Here is a 24,945-nt window from a genome sequence, read left to right on the forward strand (position 1 = left end):
GCCGAGACGAACATTCAAGGCGGAACCCGCGCCAGTCTCTCCCATGCCATCGACGCTCGTCCACGTCGCCGTCGGCGGACTCCTCGGCGCGGGACTCCTCGGCGCGGGGTTCGACCGGCGGGCCGCCGCCGTCGTCTTCGTCGCCGCCGCCCTTCCGGACGTAGACACCTTCTTCGGGTTCGTCCTCCCCGGCGCGCACCGAGCGCTCCTCCACACGTTCCTGTTTCCGGCCGTCCTCGTCGCCGTCCTCGCCTACGACACGCGCGTTCGGTCCGTCTCCCGCCTCCGGACGCGGTTCGGTCCCCGAGGCGTCCGACTCGCGTGGGCGGGCGTCGTCGCCCTCGTCGGCGGGGGTATCCTCCCCGACCTGTTCACCAACGGCGTCAACGCGTTCTACCCGCTTCACGACGCGTTCTACACGATGAACGGGCGACTCTACCTGTCGAATCAGCGGGGAGTCGTCCAGACGTTCGTGGACCTCTCGCCCGCGGAACCCGCCTCGTGGACGACGCGGAACTTCCACTACAGCACCGGCGCGGACCCCTCCCCCGGCGCGGAACCGGCGAACGTCGAGCGAATCTTCCCGCTGGCGATGTCCGGCACGCGACTGATGCTCGTGTTGCTTTCGGCGTTCGTCGTCGGCGCGCGCCTGCGGGAGAACGAGCGTTCGGCGGAGGAGGCGGTGGAGACGAGCGAAACCGCCGCGGCCGGCGGTCAGAACGCGTCGCGGTAGACGCGGAGGTACGCGACGGCGTCACCGGCGAGGAGGAGTGCGACGCTCGGCGTCGGACCGAGCGTCGAATCCGCGCCGAGGAGCGACAGGACGAGGAAAGCGGCGATGCCGACGCCCACCGCGAACAGTATCAGCGTGACGTAGAACGACCCCACGTCGCCGACCGATCCGCCGCGGCGGAGATACAGCACCGACGCGGGCGCGGCGACGACGAGTGCGACGGCGAGGTACGGTAACTGCGAGTACGGGTCCGGCGAGGCGAACTGCGCGGCGACGAACGCGTGCTGACAGAGGATCAGGGCGAACCCGACGTACGCGAGGAGGTAATCGAGAGGGCGGGCGGCCATACGCGGATCGACGTCGTACGGCGTACTGAACGTTCCGCCGTTCAGAGGTGTCGCTGTCGCTCGTCGTCGCCCCACTCGGCGGCGAGCGATTCGGCGCGCGACTTCAGTTCCAGCAGTTCGCGCCGTTGCGCGAGGAAGTGCGTCGGGAACGCCACGAGGTGCGCGAAGGGAGCCAGCAGTTTGGGCCCGTAACTCACGCGGACGCGGACGACGAGGCGGGTCCGACCCGGCGACGGTTCCGCGAGTCGGAACGCCCAACTTGTCCGCCAGAACCACCGCGAGGACTTGCCCGGTTCGGACTCGCGACGGCCGAAGACGTCCGTCAGCGACGCGAGGACGAGCGACCGGCCGGGGTCGAGTACGCTGACGACGAAGCCGTCGTCTCGGCTCGGAAGCGCCGGCACCGCGTCGCCGACGGTCGGTCGGCGGAACTCCGAGAGGCGCGTTCCGTCGTCGCCGTCGCCGTCGTATCGCAGGTCCTCTTCGGAGAGTTCCGTCCGCTCTGCGCCCATGCGGGCGAGCCACGGCCACACCGCTTCCCGCGGCGCGTTCACCGTCACAGCGTGCGTTCGTACGAAATTCGCGTCTTCGACGATATCGTCGCCGGGTAGCGGGTCGTGCATCTCCGCGGGGGTCGCCAGCCATCGGCGGTGCCACGCGCGGAGCCACGATTGAACCGTGACCACACTCAGCACACCGAGGACGAGTCGCTTCGCCCGTCTATCGAACGGAAGGTCCATGCGAGATGTACAATCACGTACTCCTATATTAACATGGTGCTGATGCGCGCGCCGTGGTAGCGTTCATTGTGGACGATTCGAATCGTTCATACATGAGCGAGACGCCAGCCGTGACGATTCGTCCGTACGAGAGCGAGGACGCCGCCGGCCTCTGGGACAGAAAGCGCGAGTTCGAACTCGGAATCGGGTCGGAGACGGGCGGCGCGGCGAAACTGCCGGCGTACGAGGAGAAACTGACCGCCGACTACCGCGCGCGGTGGCTTCACTGGGTCGAACGGTGCGTCGAGGAGGACCCCGACAGCGTGACCGTCGCCGTCGTCGAGGGCGGAGACGACGCGGACGAGGACGACGCGGACGGAAGCGCCGACGACGGCGGGAGCGACGAGTACGACGTCGTCGGCTACTCGTTCGTCCTCCCCGAATCGCTGTCGTTCGTCTGGGACGCCGCCGTCCTCAACGAGATATTCGTCCTGCCGGAGTACCGCGGGACGGGCGTCGCGGACGACCTAATGGGGGCGGCACTCGACTGCGCGAAGAACCAAGACCTGCCGTTGGACCGGATGGTGCTCGACGTGGACCGCCAGAACGAACGCGCGCAGGCGTTCTACGACCGATACGGCTTCGAACACTGGGGCGAGATGATCGCCCGCGAACTGTAGCGGGCGTTCGTCTCTTGGAGGCGACGCCTCGCCTCAGTCGTCGAGGGAGTCGAGGAACCGCACCGACGACGACGACCGGTCGGCGTCGGAGTCGCGCCACTCGGCCCGCGAGACGGAGTAGCGGGCCTCGTCGCGGACCGCACCGTCGTCGAACGGCAACCCGTGGCGGACGACGCCCTCGAACTGCCCGCCGGTCGCCTCGACGTACTTCTCGACCGCCCGCCGGGAACGGTCGTTCTCCGCGACCACGCCGACGGCGACGAGGCCGAAGTCGAGTCGTTCGAAGGCGAGGCGCATCAGGGCGAAGGCGCGTTCGCCGGAGTAGCCGCGGCCCCAGAACCGCTTTCGCAGCCAGATGCCCAGTTCCGCCCTGTCGCGGTCCCACTCGCACCTGAGACCGCCCATCCCCGCGAACTCCCCGGCACCGTCTTCGCCCTCCCGGGGCCGAATCACGTAGTTCGCGTTCTCCCCCTCGCGGAACCGTTCCTCGCAGCTATCGAGGAACTCCGCCGTCTCCTTCGGGTTCTCGTGCGGCGACCACGGGACGTGTTCGGTCACGTCCTCGATGCCGTCGTCGGCCGACGAGATTCGGTAGAGTTCGCGGACGTCGACCGTCTCGCGGCCGGCGCGTTCGAGTCGGAGGCGACTCGTCTCGACGGCGGCGGGAAACAGGTCGCTCATCGGACCGACCCTCGCCGAGCGCCCGCCGACGCCGGCGGGCGCGGACCGTTCGCGCGCGATACGCGGCGCATACGCCGACGGACGGCTGACGCCGAAAAAAGCGTTCCCCGACCGAGGCACCGAATAGCACGGTCGGCGCTTTTCACCGCGCGCCGCGTACGCGCCGTATGCGAGTTCACTTCTCCGGGGAGGCGTTCGACTACCAGACGCTCCGCGCGATGGCGTACACGTCGTTCGGCGGCGCGGAGATAGGGGAGGTGCTGACGACGGCGGAGCGAATCGGGAAGCGCGACACCGAGTCGTGGCACCAGGAGTGGCGTCGGACCGCCGAACGCGTCGAGGGACTCGCCGAGGAGGCGGCCGAGGCGGGGCGGGAGCGAACCGCCCGCGGGGCGTACTTCCGGGCGCACACGTACTTCCGGACGGCGGAGTTCTTCCTCCCTGCCGACGACTCCCGGCGACGCCCGACGTACGAACGGAGTCGGGAGGCGTTCCGGGCCGCCGCCGAACGCCTCGATTCGCCGGCGACGCGCGTCGAGATTCCGTACGAGGACACCGACCTGCCGGGCTACCTGTTCGTCCCGGCGGACGCCGACGGCCCCCGTCCCACCGTCGTCTGTCTCGGCGGGTTCGACTCCGTGGCCGAGGAACTGTACTTCCTCTGTGCCGTCCCGGAGGCGTTGGCGCGCGGGTACGCCGTCCTCGCGTTCGAGGGGCCGGGACAGGGCGCGCCCCTGCGGGAGGAGGGCCTGACGGCGCGCCCCGACTGGGAGCACGTCGTCGGCCCGGCGTTGGACTACGCGGCGGACCTCCCGTCGGTGGACGACGCGCGAATCGGACTCGTCGGCGTCAGTTTCGGCGGGTACTACGCCCCGCGGGCGGCGGCGTTCGACGACAGGGTCGCCGCACTCGTCGCGTTCGACCACATGCACGACCTGTACCGCGCCTCGGAGTACGAGGCACCGCGCCTCGCGCGGGCGATGCGCCTCGCCCCGGACATCGTCGTGAACGCGCTCGCGTCCCTCGGCGGGCGGGTCAGCCTCGAATCGCGGTGGCTGCTGGAGAACTCGAAGTGGGTGTTCGGCGTCGACTCCGCCGCGGAACTCCAGCGGACGCTCCCGGAGTACTCGCTGTCGGGGGTGGCCGGGCGCATCGACTGCCCGACGCTCGTCCTCGCGGGCGAGGACGACCACTTCGTCCCCCTCGGACTCGCGGCGGAGTTCGTGGACGAACTGACCTGCCCGACGACGGTTCGCGTGTTCGGAACCGAGGAGGGGGCCGGCGAGCACTGTCAGGTCGGTAACCTGACGCTGGCGTCCGACGTGATGTACGACTGGTTGGACGAGGCGCTGGCGGCGTGAGGAGTCAACAGCACGAGGTTCGTCGCTCCTCCGCGGCGTCCGCCTCGGCGTCGCCGCCGAAGAAGTTCCGCAGGTTCTCCGGCAGTCGGTGGGGCGCGTCGGGTCGGACCGGCGAGTCCGCGCCGACCGCCGCCCGGAGAATCGCCGCCAGTAGGAGTCCGACGGGGGCCGCCTCGTACTCCTCCCCGCGGTACGACCAGACCCGGCAGCCGATACCGTCCTCCCCGCAGCGGATGTCACAGTCGCACAACTCGCCGCAGGAGTCGCACTCGCTCTCGCGGTAGTTCGGTTGGACGTCGCGCCCGTCGATGCGGACGGTCGGGGAGGTTTCGAGGCGGACGCGGCGCGCGTCGGCCTCGCTCTCGACGTGGACGTACCGGAGGGCGATATCGACGCCGAGTTCGTCGAGGGGGGTCGCCGCGGCGTCTACGGCCTCCCGCAGGGACGCCTCGGTGTCGCCGCACCGTTCGCAGCGTTCGCGGTCGAGATAGAGGAACTCGACGGTCACCGTGCGATTCGCGGACGACTCGGGCGTCACCGCTTCGACGGACACGTTCGGGTGGGGAGATGGGTTCGACATTCCGAGTTCGTCTACGGGACGGACATCCATATATCGGGCAGTACGAGGGCATAAACGCGGTTTCTCTGCGGAAACCGGTTCGAGGTCGATCGGCGGTCGGTCGGCGGTCAACGACCGGCGGCCGGTCAGCGGTCAGCGGCCGGCGGCCGGTCCGTCCGAGTCGCGGCGCGAACCACCGGGCGACTCTAAACGGGAAGCCGCCGAACGGTGAGGTAACCGATGCCGCCGAAACTCGAATCCCGAGACCTCTCCCACGAGGCCGACGGCGAACGCATCGTCGACGGCGTATCGCTCTCCGTCGAGGAGGGCGACGTCCTCGGAGTGGTCGGTCCGTCGGGGGCCGGGAAGTCGTCGTTCCTGCGGTTGCTCAACCGACTAGACGAGCCCACGGGCGGAACCGTGTTCCTCGACGGGGCGGACTACCGGACGATTCCGCCCCGCGAACTCCGGCGTCGCGTCGGATACGTCCCTCAGCGACCGGCTCTCCGGGGCGGGACCGTCCGCGAGAACGTCGCGGTCGGCCCGAGACTTCGCGGGGAGTCCGTGGACGAGGCCGAAGTCGCGCGCGTCCTCGGGCGCGTCGGCCTGCGGGGGTACGAGGACCGCACCACCGACGATCTCTCCGGCGGGGAGGCCCAACGCGTCGCGATAGCCCGGACGATACTCAACGACCCCGAGGCTCTCCTCCTCGACGAACCGACCGCCAGCCTCGACGCCGCCTCGGAGGCGAAGGTCGAATCCCTCTTGGAGGAACTCGTCGGGGAGTCGAACACGACGGCGGTGCTCGTGACCCACGACCGTTCGCAGGCCGGGCGACTCGCCGACCGAGTAGCCGTCTTCGCGGACGGCCGCGTCGAAACCGTCGGTCCGACGGAGGGGGTCCTCCCGTGACGCTCCTCGACCGATTCCTCGAACCGGTCGTCGTGCGTGGACTCGTCCAAGTGGCCGCCGCATCCGCACTCGCGGCCGTCGTCCTCGGCCTCTCGTACCTCCGGAGCCTCGACCTCGAATCCGAACTCGGGTGGGCGTTCGCGCGCGGGTTCGTGCAGGTCATCGCGATGGGGGCGTTCATCGGCGTCCTGTTCTCCGTCCCGTTGGCGTGGAGCGGCGGCGTCCTCCTCGCCATGATGGCCATCGCCGCGTGGATATCGAAGGACCGCGGTGGGGGCGTCCCGGGGGTTCTTCGGGTGTCGTTCGTCGCGATTCTGTTCGGTTCCGGCCTCGTCATCGTCGCGATGCTCGCGGCGGGGGCCATCGACGCGACGGTTCGGAACCTCATCCCCGTCGGCGGGATGATAATCGCGAACGCGATGAAGACGAACTCGCTGGCCCTGGACCGATTCAAGGGGGAGGTTCGGTCGAACCGGGCGGAGATAGAGGCGGTGCTCGCACTCGGCGTCCCCCCCGAGAAGGTGATATCCGAGTACGTGACGACCAGCGTCCGGGCGTCGCTCATCCCGATGGTGGACTCGCTGAAGAGTCTCGGACTCGTCTACATCCCGGGGATGATGTCGGGGATGATCCTGGCGGGCGCGAACCCGATTTACGCGGCGGAGTACCAGTTCGTCATCATGGGGATGCTGTTCGCGGCGGGCGGCCTCACGAGCATGGCGAGTACGCTCCTCGTCGGGAAGTACGCGTTCACGGAGGCGGAGCAACTGAAACCGTTCGAGGAACCCGCCGACGGAGGGATACGGACGCTTCTAAGCCGCGAGTGAAGGAGGGGTTCGACCCGACGGCCGCGCCGCTTATCCGCGTAAAGCGGCTACGCACTGTGCTATTCGACCGAGAAGACACCCTCTCTCATCGGCTCGCGAGGTGGAACGGTCCGGAGTACGCCCCGCCACCGCAGGAGAGAGCACCGCGAACGGCGCGGGAATCAACCGACGACGGTTGTTGAAGGCGAGTGCGCTCGTCCCCGCGGTACTTGCGGGATGCGCCGGGGAGGAGAGCGAACGCGAGGGCAGAGCGCAAACTCCCGAGACGACGACTCCCGCGGACGAACTTCCGCTGGCTCACGTCTCGAAATCGCCCGGAGAGCCGACGGCGGACGCCCCCGCCGTGCTACTGTTACACGGATTAGGGGGCGACGAGCGCCAACTCCTCCCGCACGCCGAGAACCTCCCCGACGACCTGCACGTACTGGGCGTGCGCGGCCCGCACTCGGCTACCCGTAACGGATACGCGTGGATGGGGCCGGGGTCGAAGCCCTTCGCGCGAAGTATCGAACTGCTCGCCGACTTCGCCGAACGCGTGCCCGAAGCGTACGGCGTTGACCCCGAGCGTATCGGCCTCTTCGGCTTCAGTCAGGGCGCGAAGGCGGCCCTCGCCGCGCTAGTCGAAGAGCCCGAGCGGTTCCGCTGGGCCGTCTCGCTGAACGGCTTCCTCCCGAGAGGTCACGACGACGCGGACACGCTCGCGCGCGCGCGAGGGAAGTCGGCGTTCGTCGGCGTCGGCGAGAAGGACTCGATCATCGGGCCTCAGTACGGCGAGAAGTCCGCCGCGCGACTCGACGACGCCGGACTCGACGTGACGTTTCGCTCCTACCCGGTCAGCCACCGCGTCTCCGACGCGGCGGTGGAAGACGTGGCCGAATGGCTCGGCCCGCGGCGGTAGTCGTCTGGACCGACTGGTCTCGGCGCTCGGAGGCCGAAGACGCGTCCGTGACCTACCGCTAGGTGCCGCTACGACTCCCGTCGTAAGGCTCATCCTCTCGAAACTCGACGATCGACTATGGTACAACGTCGCAGTATCGACGTTTCCGGGATGTCCTGTAACGGATGCGAACGCAACGTCGAGAACGCACTGAAGAACGTCGACGGCGTGCGCCGCGTGGAAGCGGACCACGAGGCGGGTACGGTCGAAATCGTCGTAGAGGACGACGTGAACGACGACGACCTCGGAACCGTCATCCACGGCGTCGGCTACGAAGTCGTCGCTTAAGCCGCCCTCGCGTCCGCTTCAGCGGACGCGTCCGTCTCGACCGGGGAGACGTTGGATTCGGCCGCGAAGTCCGTGTTGGGACGCTCGCCCCGAAGCAACTGCCCCGCGAAACTGTTCGCGAGGACGACAGAGACGGAGAGAACCATCGCGATCATCGCGAACACCGGGTGGACGAGGCCCGTCGTGGCGGCGGCCACGCCGATACCGTTGAACGAGAACGCGGCGAGGAGATTCTGCTTCGTCTTCCGATAACTGCTCTTTCCGATCTCGTAGGCGTCCATCGCGCCGCCGAGTCGGTCGCCCATCAACACGATGTCCGCCGACTCGATAGCGATGTCAGTCCCCGCGCCGATGGCGATGCCGATGTCGGCCTGCGTCAGTGCGGGCGCGTCGTTGATGCCGTCGCCGACCATCGCGACGCGTTCACCGTCGTCCTGCAACCGCCGTATCTCGTCGCGCTTGTCGCCGGGAAGCACGTCGGCCATCACCCGGTCGATGCCCACCGCTTCCGCCACCGCGTCGGCGGTTCGCTCGTTGTCGCCGGTGATCATGACCGGCGTGATGCCGACCCGCTTCATTCGCTCGACTGTCTCGGCGGCGTCGTCTTTCACGGGGTCGCCGATGGCGACGAGGCCGACGACCGACTCGTTCACGGCCGCGCAAACGACGGTGTAGCCTCGGCCCCGGAGTCGGTCGATATCGCCTCGGGCGGTCGTGGTATCGATTCCCTCCTCGGCGAGCCACTCGGGTTTCCCGACGAGAATCCGCTCCCCGCCGACCCCCGCGCGAACGCCGTTGCCGGTCACGCTGTCGAACTCGTCGGGGTCGGGGTATTCGACGCCGCGTTCGGCCGCGCAATCGAGGACGGCGTCCGCGAGGGGATGTTCGCTGAACGCCTCCGCGGTGGCCGCGCGCCGTATCACGTCGGACGCCGCGCACTCGACGGCGACCACCTCCTCGACCGCGGGTTCGCCCTTCGTGATGGTGCCCGTCTTGTCGAGGACGACGGTGTCCACGTCTCGGAAGATCTGGAAGGCGTCGCCGCTTCGCATCAGTATCCCCCGGTTCGCGGCGATGCCGCCGCCTCGGATGAGTGCGAGCGGTGTCGCCATTCCGAGCGCGCACGGATATCCGAGGACGAGTACGGCCAACGCCGCGAACGCTCCGCGTTGGACGTTCGGGCCGGTCCCGAACGGCCCGCCCGACCAGACGGCGGGGACGAGTACCCAAAATAGGAAGGAGACGACGGCGACGGCGAGGACGCCGGGAACGAAGTACTTCAGCACGCGGTCCGCTAACTGGACGACCCCGGGTTTCATCGCCCTCGCCTCCTCTATCTGCCGCGTAACCTGAGTCAGGAACGCATCGTCGCCGGTCGCGGTCACCTCCACGAGGAGCGTCCCGGTGTCGTTGACGCTTCCGCCGATTACCTCGTCGCCCGGCGTCTTGTCCACCGGAACGGATTCGCCCGTCGCGACGCTTTCGTCCACGGCGCTTTCGCCGTCGAGTACGGTGCCGTCCACGGGGATGCTCTCCCGGGTTTGACCCGCACGCGGTCGCCCGTCTCCAGTTCGGTTACCTCGACTTCCTCCACGTCACCGTCTGCGCGGGGCGTCTCCGACTCCGCTCCGTCGCGGACGCGCCGGGCGGTGTCCGGCCGGAGGTCGAGAAGTCCCTGAACGGCCCGCGACGCACGCGTTCGGACGATGAGGCTAGTATACTCGGAGAGGACGTGGTACGCGGTGATGAACACCGAGACGGCGAAGAAGTGGACTGTCGGGAAGCCGGGGAAGACGAACAACCCGAGGAACCCCCCGAACAGACCGGCGAACGCGCCGGCTTCGAGGAGGACGTGCTGGTTGAAGATGCGGCGTCGAAGGCTGTTGTAGGCCTTCGCGGCGATGTAGCGCCCGGGGCCGAACATCGTCCCGAGTGCGAGGCCCAGCGTCACGAGATCCATCCAACGGGCCTGCGATTCGAACGTCCGGCGGACGAGAATCATGAACAGCATCAGCCCGACGGTCGCGAGGGCCGCCGCGCCGGCGAGCGTCAATCGCCGGGTGGCCTCTTCGACCTCTCTCCGTTGCTCCTCGAACCGCTTTCGCTTGTCCGGGTCGCGGATAGTGTAGCCGAGGTCGCGGAGCGTGTCCTTCAGTTCGACCTCGCTCAGCGCGCCGCTATCGTACCGCACTCGAACCTCTTCGTGAGCGAGGCTGACGTTCACCTCCTCGACGCCCTCCGTCCGTTCGTACGCCTTGCGGATGCTCTCGGCGCAGAACGAACACGACATCCCGCCGATGTCGTACTGGGCGTGCGTGGTACTCATCGTTGGCTACACTCGGAGCGGCGCAGTGAAAGGCATTCTGATGCGTGTTGTAGCGGTGGTATTCAAATTCTACCGGACGAACGAGGTTGCGATACCCTTAGGACGCTCACTCCCGTACCGCCGGTACGAATGTCTCTCCTCGAAACCGACGTTCCGGTTCGGAACGTCATCACGACGGCCCCCGAGAAGGTCAAGGCGCTAGACAACGACGTACGCGCGAAGATTCTGGACATGCTGGCCGACCGGGAGATGACCATCGGCGCGATTCACGAGGAACTGAAGCGGCGGGGCGAGGAGAAGGTCGAGACCACCGTTCGCCACCACGTCAACGTCCTGAAGGACGCCGGTCTGGTCGAAATCGCTCGGCTCGAAGACGCCGGCGGCGGGACGCTCAAATACTACAAATCGAATACGCGCGTGTTCGCGTACGACCTCCCCGAGGGGAGCGAGGACGAACTCGCGGAGGCGCGGGAGGCGGCGCGGGAGGGGGTCGTTTCGCTCGTCGAGCAGTTGTCCCGCGAACACGGCGAAGCCATCGAGGGCGTCGCCCGGGAGATGACACCGTGCGAGTACTGCGAGAGCCAACGCTACGAGGAGTTCGTCGTCCGCGAACTGGTCAACAGGGCTCTGACGGACGCGAGCGAGGACGGGGCGTTCGACGAACTGAACACCGACTCGTCGTAGGCCTCCGCAACCACTAAACGCACCTCGCGCCTTGCTTCGACAATGAGCGACTGGACGGAGAAGTACCGCCCCTCGACGTTGGCGGAGGTGCGCGGGAACAACAAGGCCCGCGACGCGTTCGAGGAGTGGGCGAAGACGTGGGACGACCACCGGGAGGCCGTCGTCCTCCACGGCGCGCCGGGCGTCGGCAAGACGTCCGCGGCGCACGCACTCGCCAACGACATGGGGTGGGAGTCGGTCGAACTGAACGCCTCGGACCAGCGAACGGCGGACGTCATCGAGCGATTCGCCGGTCGGGCCGCGATGAACACGACGCTCGCGGGGTCGAGCGCCGGCGACTCGACGGGACGAGGCGAGGGCCGCCAACTCGTCATCTTGGACGAGGCGGACAACATCCACGGCAACTACGACAGGGGCGGCGCGGGGGCCATCACCCGACTCGTCAAGAAGTCGAACCAGCCCATCGTCCTCATCGCGAACGAGTACTACGACATGTCGAACGGGTTGCGGAACGCCGCCCGGGAGATAGAGTTCCGCGACGTGTCCTCGCGGTCCATCGTGCCCGTCCTCCGGGACATCCTCCGCAAGGAGGAAATCGAGTTCGACTCCGAGGCCCTCGACCACCTCGCGGAGGTGAACAAGGGCGACCTCCGGTCGGCCATCAACGACCTGCAGGCGGCCGCCGACGGGAAGGAGCGTCTGACCGTCGAGGACGTGGTGACCGGGTCGCGCGACAAGTCGGTCGGCCTCTTCGAGTTCCTCGACGCCGTCCTCAAAGAGGACTCGGCCCGCGACGCCCTCCAGTCGGCGTACTCGGTGGACGAGACGCCCGACGACCTCACGAAGTGGGTCGAGGACAAGGTGTCCATCGTCTACGAACCCGACGAACTCGCCCGCGCCTACGAGTTCCTCGCCAACGCCGACGTCTGGTTAGGGCGCGTCCGCGCGTCGCAGGAGTACTCCTACTGGCGGTACGCGACGGACAACCTCGCCGCCGGCGTCGCCGCCTCGCGGGACCGAACCCGCGGCGGGTGGACGCGGTACGGCGGCGCGCCCTACCGTTCGACGCGGAACAAGACGCGCGACGAGGTGGTGCGCAAGATAGCCGAGTCCGGCGGGTTCAGCATGGCCACCGCGCGGCGCGACGTGTTGCCGTTCCTCTCGGCGATGACCCACCACTGCAAGCCGCGCGAGTTGACCGTGGCGATGGCCGCCCACTACGACCTCGACGAGTCGGCCGTCTCCTACGTCACCGGAAGCGGCGAGACGACGAACAAGGTCCAGTCCATCGTCGAGGACGCCGAGGAACTCCGCGAGGAGGCCATCGAGGACCACGCGGGCGACGCGTTCGCCGGCGGCGTCCCGGACCGAGACGGCGACGATTCGGCTGGTGACGACGCGGACGAGGGCGACGGCGCGGCGGACGACGTCCTCGACAGGGACGCCGCGGACGACGACGCGGCGGAAGGGGAGGAAGCCGAGGGGGACGACGGGCAGTTCAGCCTCACGGACTTCTGAGCGGAGCGGTCTTTTTCTCGCGAAGCCGATAGCCGTCGCTCGGCGGTGACGGCGGCGAAGCGGTGACGTTCCCAGGGCGGCGAAAAAACGGGGATAGCGGGTCCGACGCTCAGGCGAGTGCGTGCGGACGGGTCGTGAGGGTGGTTCCGCAGTTCGGACAGTCGAGCGTTTCGACGTCGTCGCCGTCGTTCCACTCCCACCGGTCGGAGGAGGCGATTCGCCCGCAGTCGGGACAGAAGAGCACGTCCTTTCGGACGGTTCGGCGCTCTTCGTCGCCGGCCGCGTTCGGGTTTCGTTCCATTGCGCTCATGGTCGAATTACGTGCTCAGAGGGGATAGCGGTGGCGTCTGCGCCGAAAAGAAGATGACAGATAGCGGGCCGGCGACTCCAACCCGGCTACAGCAGTTTCGAGAGGAACCGCTTGCCGCGGTCGGTCTCGGGGTTCTCGAAGAACTGCGTCGGTTCGCCCGTCTCGACGATTTTCCCGTCGGCCATGAGGACGATTCGGTCGCCCACCTCGCGGGCGAAGCCCATCTCGTGGGTGACGACCATCATCGTCATCCCCTCCTCCGCGAGGGTCCGCATGACGCCGAGCACTTCGCCGACGAGTTCCGGGTCAAGTGCGCTCGTCACCTCGTCGAACAGCATGACCCGCGGATCCATCGCGAGGGCGCGGGCGATGGCGACGCGTTGTTGCTGGCCGCCGGAGAGCTGGTTCGGGTAGGAGTCCGCTTGGTCCGCCAGTCCCACCCGGTCTAAGAGCGACTCCGCACGTTCCCGCGCCTCCGCCTCGCTCGCGCCGCGGACTTTCATCGGCGCGAGCGTGACGTTCTCGACGGCCGTCTTGTGCGGGAACAGGTTGAACGACTGGAACACCATCCCGATGCGCTGGCGGAGGCGGTTGATGTCCGCGTTCGGGTCAGAGATGGACTGGCCGTCCAGCCGAATCTCGCCGCCCTGAATCTCTTCGAGTCTGTTCGCGCAGCGAAGCAGCGTGGACTTCCCGGACCCCGAGGGGCCGACGACTACGCACACCTCGCCGTCGGCGACGTCCAAGGAGACGTCCTTGAGGACGTGCGTCTCGCCGAAGTACTTCTCCACGCCGTCGAATTCGAGGAGGGGCGCGCTCATCGGCGCTCACCTCCCCAGTCGGAGCGCTCTTCGAGGTAGGTCACGAGTTTCCCCATCGGAATCGTGATGGAGAGGTACGCGACGGCGACGAGGAGCAACGGCGTCCACGGGTCGAACGTCGCGCTGTTGACGTCGCGGAACTGCTGAATGAGTTCGGGGATGGCGATGACGGTCAGAAGCGAGGTGTCCTTCACGAGGATGACCTGGTCGTTCCCGATGGCGGCGAGTGCGTTGCGCCACGCCTGCGGGATGACGACTTCGCGCATCGCCTGCACGTAGCCCATCCCGAGCGAACGCGCCGCCTCCATCTGCCCGTCCGGGACGGCGTTGATGCCGCCGCGGACCGCCTCGCCGACGTACGCGGCGTGGTTCAACGTCAGCGCGATGATCGCCGTCGGAATCCCCCAGTTCGAGAAGGGGAACGACCCCGGCCACAGCGCTGGGATGCCGAAGTAGATGACGAATATCTGGAACAGGAGCGGCGTTCCGCGGAAGAACTGGACGTACGCCCCGGATATCCCGCTCGTGATGTTGGTCTTCGAGACGCGTGCGAGTCCGACGAACACGCCCGAGAACACCGAGAGGATGCTCGACGTGACGACGATGCCGAGCACCAACACGTACGCGTTGATGAACTGCGGCAGAATCGTCGGTATCAGCCTGAAGTCGACCTGCGTCGCGAGGATGTAGAGGACGAGAAGGACGACTCCGAGTGCGAACAGACTCGCCAGTCCAGCCCCGAGGTACTTCAGCGTCGTGTCGTCGAAGTACGTCGGACCCCCGGTACCCCCCTCCGAGTCGGACGCAGTTCCCGAGTATGAGTCAGCCATTGTTGGTTCAGATTGCGTGTTTCGGTGTTAAAGAGAAGGGTAGAGGCTTAGCCTTGGAAGTACTTCGAGTATATCTCGTCGTACTTGCCGCTCTCTCTGATGGCGGCGAGGGCTTCGTTGACCTTCTTCCGGAACTCGTCGTCGTCCTTGCGGAACGCGATGCCGTACTCTTCGACCGTCAGCGTGAGGTACGGCGGGGCGTTCTTGCCTTGCTCGGCGGCCGCGCCCTCGCCTTCGAGGAACCGGACCTTGCCCTCGCCCTTCCCGTTGACGAACTCGGCGTTGACCGTGTTGTCGTTGATGACGGCGTCGACCTGTCCGTTCATGAGCGCTTGGAACGCGCCGGAGATCTGGTCGAACTTCTTGAGGTTCAGGTTACCGCCGAACTCCTCTTTGAGGCCCTCGGCAGCGTTCGCGCCAGTCGTCCCCTTCTGGACGCCGACGTTCTTGCCCTTGAGGTCCTGCTTCGAGGAGATGGAACTGTCCTGCCGGACGATGACCGTCTGGTACGCCGTGAAGTAGGGGTCCGAGAAGTCCACCTTCTTGGCGCGTTTCTCGTTGATGGTCATCGCCGACATGATGATGCGGAAGTTGTTGTTGTTCAGCGAGGGGATGATGGAGTCGAAACTCGTCGGCTTGAACTCGTAGCCGATTCCGAGTTCACCCTCGAAGATGGCCTTGGCGATGTCCACGTCGAACCCGGTCAGTTCGCCGGACGTCGTCTCGTACTCGAACGGACGGTACGGGATGTCGGACCCGATGACGACCGTCTCGGGGAGGGAGTTCGACCCGCCCGTCGTCGTCCCCTCGCCGGTCCCAGTCTCGGCGTTCGTCGTCTCTTCGCCGGACCCCGTGGTCGTTTCGCCTTCGCCGCCACCGCCACCGCCGCCGGTACAACCGGCCAGAAGCGTGCCGACGACGGCACCGGTACCGGTCTTGATGTACGTACGTCTATCCATGACAGTGTCCGGTAGCCGACCGAGGTATAACACCTCTTCGATTCTGAAAACTCGGAACTGGAACAAGAGCGGCCTTCGGTGGGATATGTGTGTCAGAATATCTGGAAAACTTGGATGATTGCGCAACTGAACGCCGCGACGGCGACGGTTGCCGCCTCAGTCGCTTCCGCCGGGGACGCCGCGGACTCGGCCCGCCCGCGTCCGGTCGTAGAGAAGCCACGCCGCGGCGGCGGCGAGGCCGAACGCGACGGCCGTGCCCGCGAGCGAAACGTACTCCAAGCCGCCGCCGTACACCTGCCGCCCGAGGACGAGCAAGGAGACGGTGAGGACGGCCGCGGCCCCGGTCGTCAGACGGAGGCGAGAGCGCAGGCCGCCCTCGAACGCGTCGGCGGTCCAGACGGCGGCGGCGACGAGGGCGGCGTACGCCGCAAGACCGACCCCGTAGTACACCGCTTGGACGTTCGCGCCGAACGGGACGAACGCGTGCGGCGTCGTGATCACCATGGCGAGGAGGCCCGCCGCCGCGGCGGTGACGGTCGTTCGGATTCGGGTCGGGTCGGCCGTCTCGAACGTCCACGCGGCGGCGAGGGCGACGCCGGTGAAGATTATCGAGGCGGTGAGGAAGTGAGCCATTAGAATCGCCCACTGGTAGGTCGTGACGGTCAGCGCACCGAGGATTATCTGCGAGGGCAGGAGCACCGTCGAGACGGCGAGGGAGACGCGAACCCGCCGGGCGACGCCCTCGCGCCACGCGAGGAGCGTCGTCCCGAGGACGAGGAATCCGGTCACCATCGCGACGAGGCGGTGGAACCACTCGATGAAGCTGCTCCAGTTGGCCGGAAACAGGCCGAGGAAGCCGTCGCAGAACGGCCACCGGCCGGCGCAGGTGAGTCCGGCCCCGGCGGCCGCCGTGTACACCCCGAGAACCATCAGTATCCCCGTGAGAACGAACGAGGCGGCCACGAGACGACGAAGGCGGGTGTCCATACCGTCGGTTCCGTGTCGCGGACACTTGAATCGCTCTACCTTTCGCCGGGCGCACCATCAGCGAGGGACGCGCCTCGCCCCGTTCGACGCCCCCGCCGGCGACGAACCTGCCCCCACCGACACGTTTGAAGCCCCGGCGTCGGAACGCCAACTCATGACCGACGACGACGACCCCGAACGGGTCGAGATGCACCTCACCGACCGCCGCGAACGACTCGACGAGTACCTCGACCGGGAGGGACTCGACGCCGTCTGGTTCGCGCGACCGAACTCCTTCTCGTGGCTCACGGGCGGCAGCAACGTCGTGGACCGCTACGCCGACGTCGGCGTCGCCGCCGCCGGGTACGACCGGGACGAGGGGTGGCGCGTCGTCACCGACAACATCGAGGCCGGCCGCCTCCGAGACGAGGAACTCCCCGCCGCGTTCGACGTCGAGTCCGCGGCGTGGTACGAATCGTCGCTCTCGGAGGCCGTCGCCGAACGTACGGAGGGTCGCGCCGCGGCGGACTTCGACGTGCCCGGGTTCGACGCCCTCGACGCGACGGAACTGAGACAACCCCTCTCCAAGACCGACGCGGAACGCTACCGCGAACTCGGCCGGGACGTGGCGACGGCGATAGAACGGGTCGCCCGCGAGATAGAACCCGGCGACACCGAACACGAGGTCGCCGCGGCTCTCCGAATCGCGCTCGCCACCCGGAACGCCAACGCGCCCGTCGTCCTCGTCGGCGGGTCGGAGCGGGCGCAGTCGTACCGCCACTACACGCCGACGCTCGCGGAACTCGGCGACTACGCCCTCCTGTCGGTGACGGCGGAACGCGGCGGCCTCTACGCCAGCACCACCCGAACCGTGGCGTTCGACCCGCCCTCGTGGTTGGAAGACCGCCACGAGAAGGCGATGCAAGTCGAGACGACGGCGCTCGGCGCGACGCGGGAGGCGGCCCGGGAGGGCGGGACGGCCGCGGACGTCTTCGACGCCATCGTCGCCGCCTACGAGGACGCGGGCGAACCCGACGAGTGGCGGAACCACCACCAAGGCGGCGCGGCGGGGTACGCCGGCCGCGAGTGGTTCGTCTCCCCGAACGAGAACCGGTCGGTCCGCGCGCCGATGGCGTACGCCTACAACCCGACCGTACGGGGCGCGAAGTCCGAGGACACGGTCCTCGTCACCGAGGATAGCGCGGAAGTGCTGACGAAGACGGACGAGTGGCCGACGCGGACCGTCGAGTCGGCGGACGGCGAGTTCTCCATCGAACGCCACGAACTCCTCGCCCCCGAGGAGTAACTCGGTTTCGAGTCCTTTTTCGTCGTCTGTCGAAGCGAGTTTTCGACAGTACGGTACATTTTTGACGCCTCCCGCGGTGGCCCTAATGCATGGGACTCGACGACGACGCGCGGGAGTATCACCGCGAAGACCCGCCCGGGAAGATAGAGATTTCGACGACTAAGCCGACGAACACCCAACGCGACCTGAGTCTCGCGTACTCGCCGGGCGTCGCCGCGCCGTGCCGCGACATCGACGAGGACCTCGAGAAGGCGTACGAGTACACCGCGAAGGGCAACCTCGTCGGCGTCGTCTCCAACGGGTCCGCGGTGCTCGGACTCGGCGACATCGGCGCGCAGGCGTCGAAGCCCGTCATGGAGGGCAAGGGCGTCCTCTTCAAGCGGTTCGCCGACATCGACGTCTTCGACATCGAACTCGACCTGAACGAGGTGGGCGAGTTCGTCGACGCCACCGCGGCGATGGAACCCACCTTCGGCGGCATCAACTTGGAGGACATCAAGGCCCCCGAGTGCTTCGAGATAGAGGAGCAACTCCGCGAACGGGTGTCGATTCCGGTGTTCCACGACGACCAACACGGGACGGCCATCATCTCCGGGGCGGCACTCATCAACGCCGCGGACATCGTGGACAAGGACATCGAGGACCTCTCTATCGTCTTCTCGGGGGCGGGCGCGTCCGCCATCGCCAGCGCGCGGTTCTACGTCTCCCTCGGCGCGCGAAAGGAGAACATCGTGATGTGCGACTCCGACGGCGTCATCACGACCGACCGCGACGACGTGAACGAGTACAAGCGGGAGTTCGCCAACGACGTCGAGGCGGACACCCTCGCGGAGGCGATGGAGGGCGCGGACGTGTTCGTCGGTCTCTCCGTCGGCGGCATCGTCTCCCAAGAGATGGTGCGGTCGATGGCGGAGGACCCGATAATCTTCGCGATGGCGAACCCGGACCCCGAAATCGGCTACGAGGAGGCCAAAGAGGCCAGAGACGACACGGTGATCATGGCCACCGGTCGCTCGGACTACCCCAACCAAGTGAACAACGTCCTCGGATTCCCATTCATCTTCCGCGGCGCACTCGACGCGCGCGCGACTGAGATAAACGAGGAGATGAAGCGCGCGGCCGCCCACGCACTCGCCGACTTGGCGAAACAGGACGTGCCCGACGCCGTCGTGAAGGCGTACGGCGACCAACCGCTTCAGTTCGGCCCCGACTACGTCATCCCGAAACCGCTGGACCCCCGAGTCCTGTTCAAAGTCGCGCCCGCCGTCGCGCGGGCGGCGATAAATAGCGGGTCCGCGCGGACCGACCTCGATATGCAGGCGTACGAGGAACGACTGGAGGCGCGCCTCGGGAAGTCCCGCGAGATGATGCGCGTCGTCCTCAACAAGGCGAAGTCCGACCCCAAGCGCGTCGCCCTCGCGGAGGGCACCGACGAGAAGATGGTCCGCGCGGCGTACCAGATGCAGGACCAAGGCATCGCGGAACCCGTCCTCGTCGGCGACGAGGAGAGCATCACCGCCATCGCCGCGGACCTCGGTCTCGATTTCGACCCCGAGGTGGTGGACCCGAAGAACGGCGACTGGGACCACTACGCCGACCGCCTGTACGAACTCCGGCGGCGCAAGGGTCTGACGAAGAACGAGGCCAACGAGTGGATTCACAACGACACCAACTACTTCGCCAGCGTGATGGTCGAGGAGGGCGACGCCGACGCGATGCTCACCGGCCTCACCCACCACTACCCCTCGGCGCTTCGCCCGCCGTTGCAGGTCATCGGCACCGCGCCGGAGGCGAACTACGCCGCCGGGGTGTACCTGCTGACGTTCAAGAACCGCGTCATCTTCTGCGCCGACACGACGGTGAACCTCGACCCCGACGCGGAGACGTTGGCCGAGGTGACGAAGCACACCGCCGACCTCGCGCGCAGGTTCAACGTCGAACCCCGCGCGGCGATGCTGTCGTACTCGAACTTCGGCAGCGTCACCAACGAGGGGACGCGCAAACCCCGCGACGCGGTGAAACTCATGCACGACGACCCCGAGGTGGACTTCCAGGTGGACGGCGAGATGCAGGCCGACACCGCCGTCGTCGAGGACATCCTCGAAGGCACCTACGAGTTCTCCCAACTCGACGACCCGGCGAACGTCCTCGTGTTCCCGAACCTCGAAGCGGGCAACATCGGCTACAAACTCCTCCAACGACTCGGCGGCGCGGAGGCCATCGGCCCGATGCTCGTCGGCATGGACAAGCCGGTTCACGTCCTCCAACGCGGCGACGAGGTGAAGGACATCGTCAACCTCGGCGCGGTGGCCGTGGTGGACGCGCAGAACGAGTAGAGAGTAATCGGCCGCGAGACGAGCGAAGCGAGTCCTCACGGCCCTTTTTGTCGCCAGAACGCGGAGCGTTCTGGCTGGACAGCCAGAAATATTCGATTTCTGGCGATGGCGTCAGACGGCCCCCCGTCTGACTGCTAACCGGAAAGCGTCGCTTTCCGGTGATGGTCCGGATTTTCACGGGAAGTGGTGCGCGAAGCGCACCCGACGAAGTAAAAAGGTGGTTAGGCGAACCGTTCGACGCCCCAGAGCAGTATCCCGCCGATGACGAGGACGACTCCGGCCATGGACGTCACCGGTTCCGGGAAGACGAACAGGATGGCGCCGAGGAGGATGAGCAACGCGGCCGTTCCCATGCCTCCGCCCCCGGCGTCCCCGGCGGCGGCACCGCCGCGGGAGAGACTGGTCATCCTCGGCCGTCCCTCTTGGTCCGTGGCGTACGTCTCCTCGCTCGGCATCGAGTCGGGCCGCGTGTGCGCGTCGTCCGACCGGTCGTCCGACGTGCGACCTCTATCGAAGCTCATGCGCGTCACTAGCGGCGAGACGCGGGTAACGCTTGGGGCGGCACTTGCGCGGTCCGAGACGGCGACGGCGTCCCGCCCCGCGCAGGCGGCTTACGGGTCGCGCGGAGCGCACCCGACGAGGGGAGGAGAGAGGCGGGGGATTACGAGAACTGTTCCACGGCCCAGAGGATTATCCCGCCGGTGATGAGAAGCGCTCCGGCGACGGAGCTAACGGGTTCGGGGAAGAGGAACAGAACCGCGCCTATGAGGATGAGCGTCCCCGCGATTCCGATGCCCGCGGCCTCGGTTTCGTCGACGCCTTCGTCCTCGCTGGACCGGTCGGCCATCGTCATTTGTCCCTCGTCGTTTCTGACGTACGTCCCCTCGATCGTCGTCGAGTCGGGCACGTTATGGAAGTCATCCGACGGACTATCGTCCTCGGGGGTTCGGCCGCCATCGTAGCTCATGTACGGACATGACGGCGATATACGGGAAACAGTTGGGGCAGTTCGAGAATCTCATAATATTATTGTCACGTAGTGTCCTTATCACGCCGGACGAGCTAGGGCGGCCATGGCGAAGATTGCCTACGAAGACCCGGACGACCCGGACGGCAGAGCCGAGGTGAACGTGGACGCCGATCAGATATCCGAATCGGGGAAGGTACGCGGCGTCCGTCTCAGACTCGACGACGGCCGCTACCTGCACATCCCCTCGACTCGCGTCTACTGGATAGAGATGCGAGAGGAGGAGGGGAAGGTGGACTACTCCTCGACGTAGCGACCGACCGTCTTCGAGTCGGCGAACTCCAACCACGCGACGCCGACGCCGAGTCCCGCGAAGAGGGGCGCGGCGTAGAGGACGAACGTGTTGGGCGTCGGCGGCGCGTGCGTCGCCGAGAAGAGGACGAACGGAACCGCCGCGAACGCCCGGTGGCGGGCGGTGGTGAGACGCGGGAGCAGACCCGCCCGAACCGCTCCGACGAGGAGGGCGGGGAACGCCACCGCGACGCCGAGAGCGACGGGGAAGAACAGGCCGAGTTCCGTCACCCAGTACGGCCCCACGGCGGCGTCGATGTCGACGAGGCTGTCGGCGAACAGTTCGAACATCGCCGGGAGGACGAGCGCTCTGCCGGCGGCGGTGCCAGCGGCGAACCCGGCGGCGGCGATACCCAGCGGCGTCCGGGCGCGGGAGAAATCGACCTTCTCGTGGCGGACGAGGTGCGGCGCGACGAACAGCGCCGAAGCGACGAGACCGGCGAGGAGGCCGATTTCGACGGCGAGGCGGTTGTACTCGACCTGTTCAGAGAGCGGCGACACCTCGACCGGTCCGAACGCCGACGGGAGAAGCGTCTGGAGGTCGAACCCGGTCACGACGAACACCGCCGTGACGGCGATGGTCGTGAGGGCGAAGACGGCGACGAGTCTCTGCGCGCGTGCGTGGACGACGGCACCGAGAGTCGTGCGCCACGAGACGGTTCCCGAGGGCGCGCGAGTGGCTTCAGACGGCACGAGAACGGACTAGAGAAGGCCCATTGTCAATCTTCTCTTTCGCCGTCAGTCGCTCGCGTGGCTCTCGAAGCGCGACGGCGGGGGGAACTGCGGGTCGTCGGCCTCGGCCGTCTCGCCCGACAGGGGTTCGGGGAGGACGCACCGGTCGGCCTTGTAGTTCACGTGCGCGTACTCGCCGGGCGCGTTGGCGAGGGGGTGGGCCGGGTTCTCCCGCCCGTCGATGCGGGCCGCGCGGAGTTCGCCGAACCCGGCGATGCGGGCGCGGATCCCGCGCCAGTGGTTCTCGCTCCCGCGGGGCACCGACCGCGGGCGACCCACCTTCCACTCGGGGTCGGCGGCGGCGAGCACCTCCGTGTTCACGTTGGCGGCGAGGTCGTCGTGGTCCACGAGGACGCCGACGCGGGCGTCCGGCGGCGCTCTCGCCGCGAGGACGTCGAGTCCGAGGTGGAGCGCTCGGTACTCTGCGACGTTGTTGTCGGGGGCCGCATCGGACGATGCGATGCGGGCCACCCTCGTTCCGTCGCGCGCCTCAATGACGACCCCGAGGCCGCCGCCGTCCGGGCGATACGACCCGTCGGTGGCGACGTAGAAGTGACGGTGATGTGTGCGCGGCGGGTGCGCGATGTGGGGGGTCGGAGAGTCGTCGAACAGGTCGCGGAGTGTTGACCGGCCGTGAACGGCCATACCCGCAGTAGCCGGTCAGGAGACTTAAGCCTACCCCGGATTTGCCCCCACCTAACGAAGCGTATACGCCGAAACCGCTCGATAGCGTACGTATCTCTACTGTGGTACGTAATGTCATGGCGAGCGGAGAACGGTGAGCGGTGCGTACCGAGCAACCGAGCGACCAAGCGACCGAGCGACCGGGCGGGTGCGTGGGTCGAAGCGAAACTTTCAGGCTCCGAGACGACGCAGCATCGATGTGACACGGTACAGAAACGCCGTCCTGTTCTTCCTCCTCGCGGCGGCGTGGGGCGCGGCGTTCATGGCCATCAAGGCGGGGTTGAAGTACATCCCGCCGGTCCTGTTCGCGGCGATTCGCTACGACGTCGCGGGCGTCCTGATGCTCGCGTACGCCGCCTACGCGACGGACCACCCGCTACCGCGGGGGCGCGACGAGTGGACCGTCGTCGCCGTCGGTTCGACGCTGCTCATCGCGGGGTACCACGCGCTTCTGTTCGTCGGGGAACTCGACCCCGCGGTGACGAGTGCGTCCGCCGCCGTCATCGTCAGCCTGAGCCCCCTGCTGACGACGGGGTTCGCGCGGGCGTTCCTCCCGGACGAACGCCTGACGCTCCTCGGCGTCGTCGGCATGGTGCTGGGACTCGTCGGCGTCGTCGTCCTCGCGAACCCCGACCCGGACAACCTATTCGCGGGCGGGGCGGTGGCCAAGATGCTCATCTTCGCCGCCGCGACCTGTTTCGCCCTCGGGTCGGTCCTCACGCGCCGCATCGACTCGGCGATGCCCATCGAGACGATGGAGGCGTGGTCGATGATAGGCGGCGCGCTCCTCATGCACGCCGTGAGCGCCGGCCTCGGCGAGTCGATGGGCGACGTAATCTGGTCGTGGCAGGCGCTGGCGGCCCTCGGCTACCTCTCTATCGTGGCCAGCGCGCTCGGGTTCCTCGTCTACTTCGACCTGCTGGACCGCCTCGGCCCCATCGAGATAAACCTCGTCTCCTACGTCGCGCCCGTGTTCGCGGCGCTCGCAGGGTGGGCGTTCCTCGGCGAACTGCCGACGGTCAACACGCTCGTCGGGTTCGTCGTCATCTTCAGCGGGTTCGCGCTGTTGAAGCGCGACGCCGTCCGCGCGGAACTGCCGCGCCTCCGCCGCCGTCTCCGCGGGTCGTCCAGAACGCGGGAGTAACCGTCGCCTCGTCCGCGGTCCGCCTCAGTTCTCGGTCGCCTCGGCGCGCGCCGCCTCGGCCACCTCGCCGACCATCGACCACTCGCTCTCGTCGGGCCCCTTCCGGCCGAGGAGGACCGACTCGTTGTCTTCGGTCGTTATCAGTCGGTACTCGGCACCGTCGTCGTCTTGGCGTTCGCCCTCGGCCTGAAACTCCAACTGGAAGAACTCCGTGCTGTGCATGCGGTAGACCGCCGACGTGCCGTCGTCGAGCGTCAGGCGGACGGGGTTCGGCGAGACGTTGTGGATTCGCTTCGCGACCGGGTTGAGGTCGGCCATACCACGGCGGAGGCGGCGACGACCGAAAAGTCACACGTCGACGTCTTCGGTGCCGAACGCGCCCTCGTCGGTCTCGGGGTCGTACTCCTCGACGGCCGCGAGGACGATATTCAGAAGCGCCTCGGGACTCCACCGGGCCGTGTTGAGCCTCAGGTCGTAGAACGACTGGTCGGTGACGTCGATGCCGTAGTACGACTCGTAGCGCCCCGCCTCGCTCACCTCGCGTACGCGCATCTCGGCTTCCATCTCCTCGCGGTCCCGGGTCCGGTCCACGCGGACTTCCTCCGGCGCGTCGAGCCAGATTCGGAGGTCGGCGCGGTTGCCCGCGAGCCACCCCGCGAGGCGGGATTCGAGGATGAACGCCTTGTTCGCCGCGCCCCACTTCTCGGCTATCGTCCGGAGGCGGCGGTCCAAGGCGCGGTCTATCTCGTCGGACTCGTCCGTCTTCGCGATGAGCTGCGAGAGGCTCATGTCGCGCTCCTCGGCCAGCGTCCGGAAGATGTCGCCGCCCGAGACGAACCCGCAGTCGAGCGCCGTCGAGAGCCCCTCGCACAGCGTCGTCGCGCCGCACCCCGGCGGACCGGAGACGGTGATGAAGAGGTTGCTATCGACCCGGCGGTCCGTCAGGGCGTCTGCCTCGGACATGATG

28 protein-coding genes and 1 pseudogene are annotated in these 24,945 nt (G+C 67.5%); 13 read left to right on the top strand and 16 right to left on the bottom strand.

The features are described from left to right. Window positions 1-43: 43 nt before the first annotated feature. Window positions 44-733, top strand: a complete 690-nt coding sequence (locus ACZ522_RS06870; protein WP_379693615.1) for a metal-dependent hydrolase — start codon at window positions 44-46, stop codon at window positions 731-733. Here ACZ522_RS06870 and ACZ522_RS06875 read toward each other — a convergent pair. Together ACZ522_RS06875 and ACZ522_RS06880 are read right to left on the bottom strand one after the other, a co-directional pair. After that, on the bottom strand, window positions 715-1,080 hold the full coding sequence (locus ACZ522_RS06875) for a hypothetical protein (protein ID WP_379693613.1): 366 nt from the start codon (window positions 1,078-1,080) through the stop codon (window positions 715-717). The two genes, ACZ522_RS06870 and ACZ522_RS06875, sit on opposite strands and share 19 nt — an antisense overlap. Before the next feature lie 41 nt (window positions 1,081-1,121). Further along, on the bottom strand, window positions 1,122-1,820 hold the full coding sequence (locus ACZ522_RS06880; protein WP_379693611.1) for a hypothetical protein: 699 nt from the start codon (window positions 1,818-1,820) through the stop codon (window positions 1,122-1,124). Window positions 1,821-1,912: 92 nt separating this feature from the next. Here ACZ522_RS06880 and ACZ522_RS06885 point away from each other — a divergent pair, with 92 nt between their 5' ends. Further along, entirely contained in the window at window positions 1,913-2,479 is a 567-nt protein-coding gene (locus tag ACZ522_RS06885) for a GNAT family N-acetyltransferase (RefSeq protein ID WP_379693608.1), read from the top strand. Between the two features lie 33 nt (window positions 2,480-2,512). On the opposite strand, the gene ACZ522_RS06890 is transcribed toward ACZ522_RS06885, so the two are convergent. Continuing rightward, window positions 2,513-3,151, bottom strand: a complete 639-nt coding sequence (locus ACZ522_RS06890; RefSeq protein ID WP_379694554.1) for a GNAT family N-acetyltransferase — start codon at window positions 3,149-3,151, stop codon at window positions 2,513-2,515. 176 nt (window positions 3,152-3,327) lie between these two features. Between ACZ522_RS06890 and ACZ522_RS06895 the strand changes: the two genes are divergently transcribed. Then, window positions 3,328-4,521, top strand: a complete 1,194-nt coding sequence (locus ACZ522_RS06895) for an alpha/beta hydrolase family protein (protein ID WP_379693606.1) — start codon at window positions 3,328-3,330, stop codon at window positions 4,519-4,521. Window positions 4,522-4,525: 4 nt separating this feature from the next. Here the strand turns inward: ACZ522_RS06895 and ACZ522_RS06900 are convergent, their stop codons facing one another. After that, a complete protein-coding gene (locus ACZ522_RS06900; protein ID WP_379693604.1) occupies window positions 4,526-5,101 on the bottom strand; it encodes a DUF2703 domain-containing protein in 576 nt (191 codons plus the stop codon). A gap of 219 nt (window positions 5,102-5,320) precedes the next feature. Here ACZ522_RS06900 and ACZ522_RS06905 point away from each other — a divergent pair, with 219 nt between their 5' ends. From ACZ522_RS06905 to ACZ522_RS06920, 4 genes are all read left to right on the top strand, one after another. Then, a complete protein-coding gene (locus ACZ522_RS06905; protein ID WP_379693602.1) occupies window positions 5,321-5,992 on the top strand; it encodes an ABC transporter ATP-binding protein in 672 nt (223 codons plus the stop codon). Then, window positions 5,989-6,819: an ABC transporter permease gene (locus tag ACZ522_RS06910; RefSeq protein WP_379693598.1), complete on the top strand. Its 831-nt coding sequence runs from the start codon at window positions 5,989-5,991 to the stop codon at window positions 6,817-6,819. The genes ACZ522_RS06905 and ACZ522_RS06910 overlap by 4 nt, the downstream gene beginning before the upstream one ends. 178 nt (window positions 6,820-6,997) lie before the next feature. Continuing rightward, complete coding sequence (locus ACZ522_RS06915) at window positions 6,998-7,717, top strand: alpha/beta hydrolase (protein ID WP_379693595.1); 720 nt, start codon at window positions 6,998-7,000, stop codon at window positions 7,715-7,717. A 117-nt stretch (window positions 7,718-7,834) separates the two neighbouring features. After that, on the top strand, window positions 7,835-8,044 hold the full coding sequence (locus ACZ522_RS06920) for a heavy-metal-associated domain-containing protein (protein WP_379693592.1): 210 nt from the start codon (window positions 7,835-7,837) through the stop codon (window positions 8,042-8,044). Here ACZ522_RS06920 and ACZ522_RS06925 read toward each other — a convergent pair. Beyond that, window positions 8,041-10,370 (bottom strand): annotated as a pseudogene (locus ACZ522_RS06925) (heavy metal translocating P-type ATPase). The gene ACZ522_RS06920 and the pseudogene ACZ522_RS06925 overlap by 4 nt on opposite strands. A 129-nt stretch (window positions 10,371-10,499) precedes the next feature. Here ACZ522_RS06925 and ACZ522_RS06930 point away from each other — a divergent pair. Both ACZ522_RS06930 and ACZ522_RS06935 read left to right on the top strand, forming a co-directional pair. Then, complete coding sequence (locus ACZ522_RS06930; RefSeq protein WP_379693590.1) at window positions 10,500-11,054, top strand: ArsR/SmtB family transcription factor; 555 nt, start codon at window positions 10,500-10,502, stop codon at window positions 11,052-11,054. A 42-nt stretch (window positions 11,055-11,096) separates the two neighbouring features. Next, window positions 11,097-12,572 carry a replication factor C large subunit gene (locus ACZ522_RS06935; protein ID WP_379693588.1) on the top strand — a complete coding sequence of 492 codons (1,476 nt, stop codon included), beginning with the start codon at window positions 11,097-11,099 and terminating at the stop codon, window positions 12,570-12,572. Between the two features lie 109 nt (window positions 12,573-12,681). Here the strand turns inward: ACZ522_RS06935 and ACZ522_RS06940 are convergent, their stop codons facing one another. From ACZ522_RS06940 to ACZ522_RS06960, 5 genes are all read right to left on the bottom strand, one after another. After that, on the bottom strand, window positions 12,682-12,882 hold the full coding sequence (locus tag ACZ522_RS06940) for a DUF8106 domain-containing protein (RefSeq protein WP_379693586.1): 201 nt from the start codon (window positions 12,880-12,882) through the stop codon (window positions 12,682-12,684). Between the two features lie 86 nt (window positions 12,883-12,968). Beyond that, on the bottom strand, window positions 12,969-13,703 hold the full coding sequence (locus ACZ522_RS06945; RefSeq protein WP_379693583.1) for an amino acid ABC transporter ATP-binding protein: 735 nt from the start codon (window positions 13,701-13,703) through the stop codon (window positions 12,969-12,971). After that, window positions 13,700-14,533 carry an amino acid ABC transporter permease gene (locus tag ACZ522_RS06950; protein WP_379693581.1) on the bottom strand — a complete coding sequence of 278 codons (834 nt, stop codon included), beginning with the start codon at window positions 14,531-14,533 and terminating at the stop codon, window positions 13,700-13,702. Before ACZ522_RS06950 ends, ACZ522_RS06945 begins: the two co-directional genes overlap by 4 nt. Window positions 14,534-14,580: 47 nt before the next feature. Next, a complete protein-coding gene (locus ACZ522_RS06955) occupies window positions 14,581-15,492 on the bottom strand; it encodes a basic amino acid ABC transporter substrate-binding protein (RefSeq protein ID WP_379693578.1) in 912 nt (303 codons plus the stop codon). 156 nt (window positions 15,493-15,648) lie between these two features. Beyond that, complete coding sequence (locus tag ACZ522_RS06960; protein WP_379693575.1) at window positions 15,649-16,479, bottom strand: COX15/CtaA family protein; 831 nt, start codon at window positions 16,477-16,479, stop codon at window positions 15,649-15,651. 154 nt (window positions 16,480-16,633) lie between these two features. Here ACZ522_RS06960 and ACZ522_RS06965 point away from each other — a divergent pair, with 154 nt between their 5' ends. Next, complete coding sequence (locus tag ACZ522_RS06965) at window positions 16,634-17,764, top strand: M24 family metallopeptidase (protein ID WP_379693572.1); 1,131 nt, start codon at window positions 16,634-16,636, stop codon at window positions 17,762-17,764. Between the two features lie 89 nt (window positions 17,765-17,853). Next, entirely contained in the window at window positions 17,854-20,100 is a 2,247-nt protein-coding gene (locus ACZ522_RS06970; RefSeq protein ID WP_379693570.1) for an NADP-dependent malic enzyme, read from the top strand. A gap of 221 nt (window positions 20,101-20,321) precedes the next feature. On the opposite strand, the gene ACZ522_RS06975 is transcribed toward ACZ522_RS06970, so the two are convergent. Both ACZ522_RS06975 and ACZ522_RS06980 read right to left on the bottom strand, forming a co-directional pair. Continuing rightward, a complete protein-coding gene (locus ACZ522_RS06975; protein WP_379693568.1) occupies window positions 20,322-20,621 on the bottom strand; it encodes a hypothetical protein in 300 nt (99 codons plus the stop codon). Window positions 20,622-20,761: 140 nt separating this feature from the next. Then, window positions 20,762-21,067 carry a hypothetical protein gene (locus ACZ522_RS06980; protein WP_379693565.1) on the bottom strand — a complete coding sequence of 102 codons (306 nt, stop codon included), beginning with the start codon at window positions 21,065-21,067 and terminating at the stop codon, window positions 20,762-20,764. A gap of 106 nt (window positions 21,068-21,173) precedes the next feature. Here ACZ522_RS06980 and ACZ522_RS06985 point away from each other — a divergent pair, with 106 nt between their 5' ends. After that, window positions 21,174-21,380 (top strand): hypothetical protein, encoded by a 207-nt coding sequence (locus ACZ522_RS06985; protein ID WP_379693562.1) that lies wholly within the window; start codon window positions 21,174-21,176, stop codon window positions 21,378-21,380. Here ACZ522_RS06985 and ACZ522_RS06990 read toward each other — a convergent pair. Next, a complete protein-coding gene (locus ACZ522_RS06990; protein WP_379693559.1) occupies window positions 21,365-22,111 on the bottom strand; it encodes a twin-arginine translocase subunit TatC in 747 nt (248 codons plus the stop codon). The two genes, ACZ522_RS06985 and ACZ522_RS06990, sit on opposite strands and share 16 nt — an antisense overlap. 45 nt (window positions 22,112-22,156) lie before the next feature. Further along, window positions 22,157-22,795, bottom strand: coding sequence for a ribonuclease H (locus ACZ522_RS06995; protein ID WP_379693557.1), 639 nt, complete (start codon window positions 22,793-22,795; stop codon window positions 22,157-22,159). Window positions 22,796-23,033: 238 nt separating this feature from the next. Here ACZ522_RS06995 and ACZ522_RS07000 point away from each other — a divergent pair, with 238 nt between their 5' ends. Beyond that, entirely contained in the window at window positions 23,034-23,978 is a 945-nt protein-coding gene (locus ACZ522_RS07000) for a DMT family transporter (protein ID WP_379693554.1), read from the top strand. A gap of 24 nt (window positions 23,979-24,002) precedes the next feature. On the opposite strand, the gene ACZ522_RS07005 is transcribed toward ACZ522_RS07000, so the two are convergent. After that, entirely contained in the window at window positions 24,003-24,296 is a 294-nt protein-coding gene (locus ACZ522_RS07005) for a transcriptional regulator (RefSeq protein WP_379693552.1), read from the bottom strand. A 30-nt stretch (window positions 24,297-24,326) separates the two neighbouring features. Then, on the bottom strand, window positions 24,327-24,941 hold the full coding sequence (cmk, locus tag ACZ522_RS07010) for a (d)CMP kinase (protein ID WP_379693550.1): 615 nt from the start codon (window positions 24,939-24,941) through the stop codon (window positions 24,327-24,329). Window positions 24,942-24,945 lie beyond the last annotated feature (4 nt).

The organism is Halopelagius fulvigenes (assembly GCF_055398025.1).

What these genes read in the sequence shown, in the direction of transcription:
- ACZ522_RS06870 (WP_379693615.1), top strand. Translation starts at nt 44, where the DNA reads ATGCCATCGACGCTCGTCCACGTCGCCGTCGGCGGACTCCTCGGCGCG.
- ACZ522_RS06875 (WP_379693613.1), bottom strand. Translation starts at nt 1,080, where the DNA reads ATGGCCGCCCGCCCTCTCGATTACCTCCTCGCGTACGTCGGGTTCGCC.
- ACZ522_RS06880 (WP_379693611.1), bottom strand. Translation starts at nt 1,820, where the DNA reads ATGGACCTTCCGTTCGATAGACGGGCGAAGCGACTCGTCCTCGGTGTG.
- ACZ522_RS06885 (WP_379693608.1), top strand. Translation starts at nt 1,913, where the DNA reads ATGAGCGAGACGCCAGCCGTGACGATTCGTCCGTACGAGAGCGAGGAC.
- ACZ522_RS06895 (WP_379693606.1), top strand. Translation starts at nt 3,328, where the DNA reads ATGCGAGTTCACTTCTCCGGGGAGGCGTTCGACTACCAGACGCTCCGC.
- ACZ522_RS06900 (WP_379693604.1), bottom strand. Translation starts at nt 5,101, where the DNA reads ATGTCGAACCCATCTCCCCACCCGAACGTGTCCGTCGAAGCGGTGACG.
- ACZ522_RS06905 (WP_379693602.1), top strand. Translation starts at nt 5,321, where the DNA reads ATGCCGCCGAAACTCGAATCCCGAGACCTCTCCCACGAGGCCGACGGC.
- ACZ522_RS06920 (WP_379693592.1), top strand. Translation starts at nt 7,835, where the DNA reads ATGGTACAACGTCGCAGTATCGACGTTTCCGGGATGTCCTGTAACGGA.
- ACZ522_RS06930 (WP_379693590.1), top strand. Translation starts at nt 10,500, where the DNA reads ATGTCTCTCCTCGAAACCGACGTTCCGGTTCGGAACGTCATCACGACG.
- ACZ522_RS06935 (WP_379693588.1), top strand. Translation starts at nt 11,097, where the DNA reads ATGAGCGACTGGACGGAGAAGTACCGCCCCTCGACGTTGGCGGAGGTG.
- ACZ522_RS06940 (WP_379693586.1), bottom strand. Translation starts at nt 12,882, where the DNA reads ATGAGCGCAATGGAACGAAACCCGAACGCGGCCGGCGACGAAGAGCGC.
- ACZ522_RS06945 (WP_379693583.1), bottom strand. Translation starts at nt 13,703, where the DNA reads ATGAGCGCGCCCCTCCTCGAATTCGACGGCGTGGAGAAGTACTTCGGC.
- ACZ522_RS06950 (WP_379693581.1), bottom strand. Translation starts at nt 14,533, where the DNA reads ATGGCTGACTCATACTCGGGAACTGCGTCCGACTCGGAGGGGGGTACC.
- ACZ522_RS06955 (WP_379693578.1), bottom strand. Translation starts at nt 15,492, where the DNA reads ATGGATAGACGTACGTACATCAAGACCGGTACCGGTGCCGTCGTCGGC.
- ACZ522_RS06960 (WP_379693575.1), bottom strand. Translation starts at nt 16,479, where the DNA reads ATGGACACCCGCCTTCGTCGTCTCGTGGCCGCCTCGTTCGTTCTCACG.
- ACZ522_RS06965 (WP_379693572.1), top strand. Translation starts at nt 16,634, where the DNA reads ATGACCGACGACGACGACCCCGAACGGGTCGAGATGCACCTCACCGAC.
- ACZ522_RS06970 (WP_379693570.1), top strand. Translation starts at nt 17,854, where the DNA reads ATGGGACTCGACGACGACGCGCGGGAGTATCACCGCGAAGACCCGCCC.
- ACZ522_RS06975 (WP_379693568.1), bottom strand. Translation starts at nt 20,621, where the DNA reads ATGAGCTTCGATAGAGGTCGCACGTCGGACGACCGGTCGGACGACGCG.
- ACZ522_RS06980 (WP_379693565.1), bottom strand. Translation starts at nt 21,067, where the DNA reads ATGAGCTACGATGGCGGCCGAACCCCCGAGGACGATAGTCCGTCGGAT.
- ACZ522_RS06985 (WP_379693562.1), top strand. Translation starts at nt 21,174, where the DNA reads ATGGCGAAGATTGCCTACGAAGACCCGGACGACCCGGACGGCAGAGCC.
- ACZ522_RS06995 (WP_379693557.1), bottom strand. Translation starts at nt 22,795, where the DNA reads ATGGCCGTTCACGGCCGGTCAACACTCCGCGACCTGTTCGACGACTCT.
- ACZ522_RS07005 (WP_379693552.1), bottom strand. Translation starts at nt 24,296, where the DNA reads ATGGCCGACCTCAACCCGGTCGCGAAGCGAATCCACAACGTCTCGCCG.
- cmk (WP_379693550.1), bottom strand. Translation starts at nt 24,941, where the DNA reads ATGTCCGAGGCAGACGCCCTGACGGACCGCCGGGTCGATAGCAACCTC.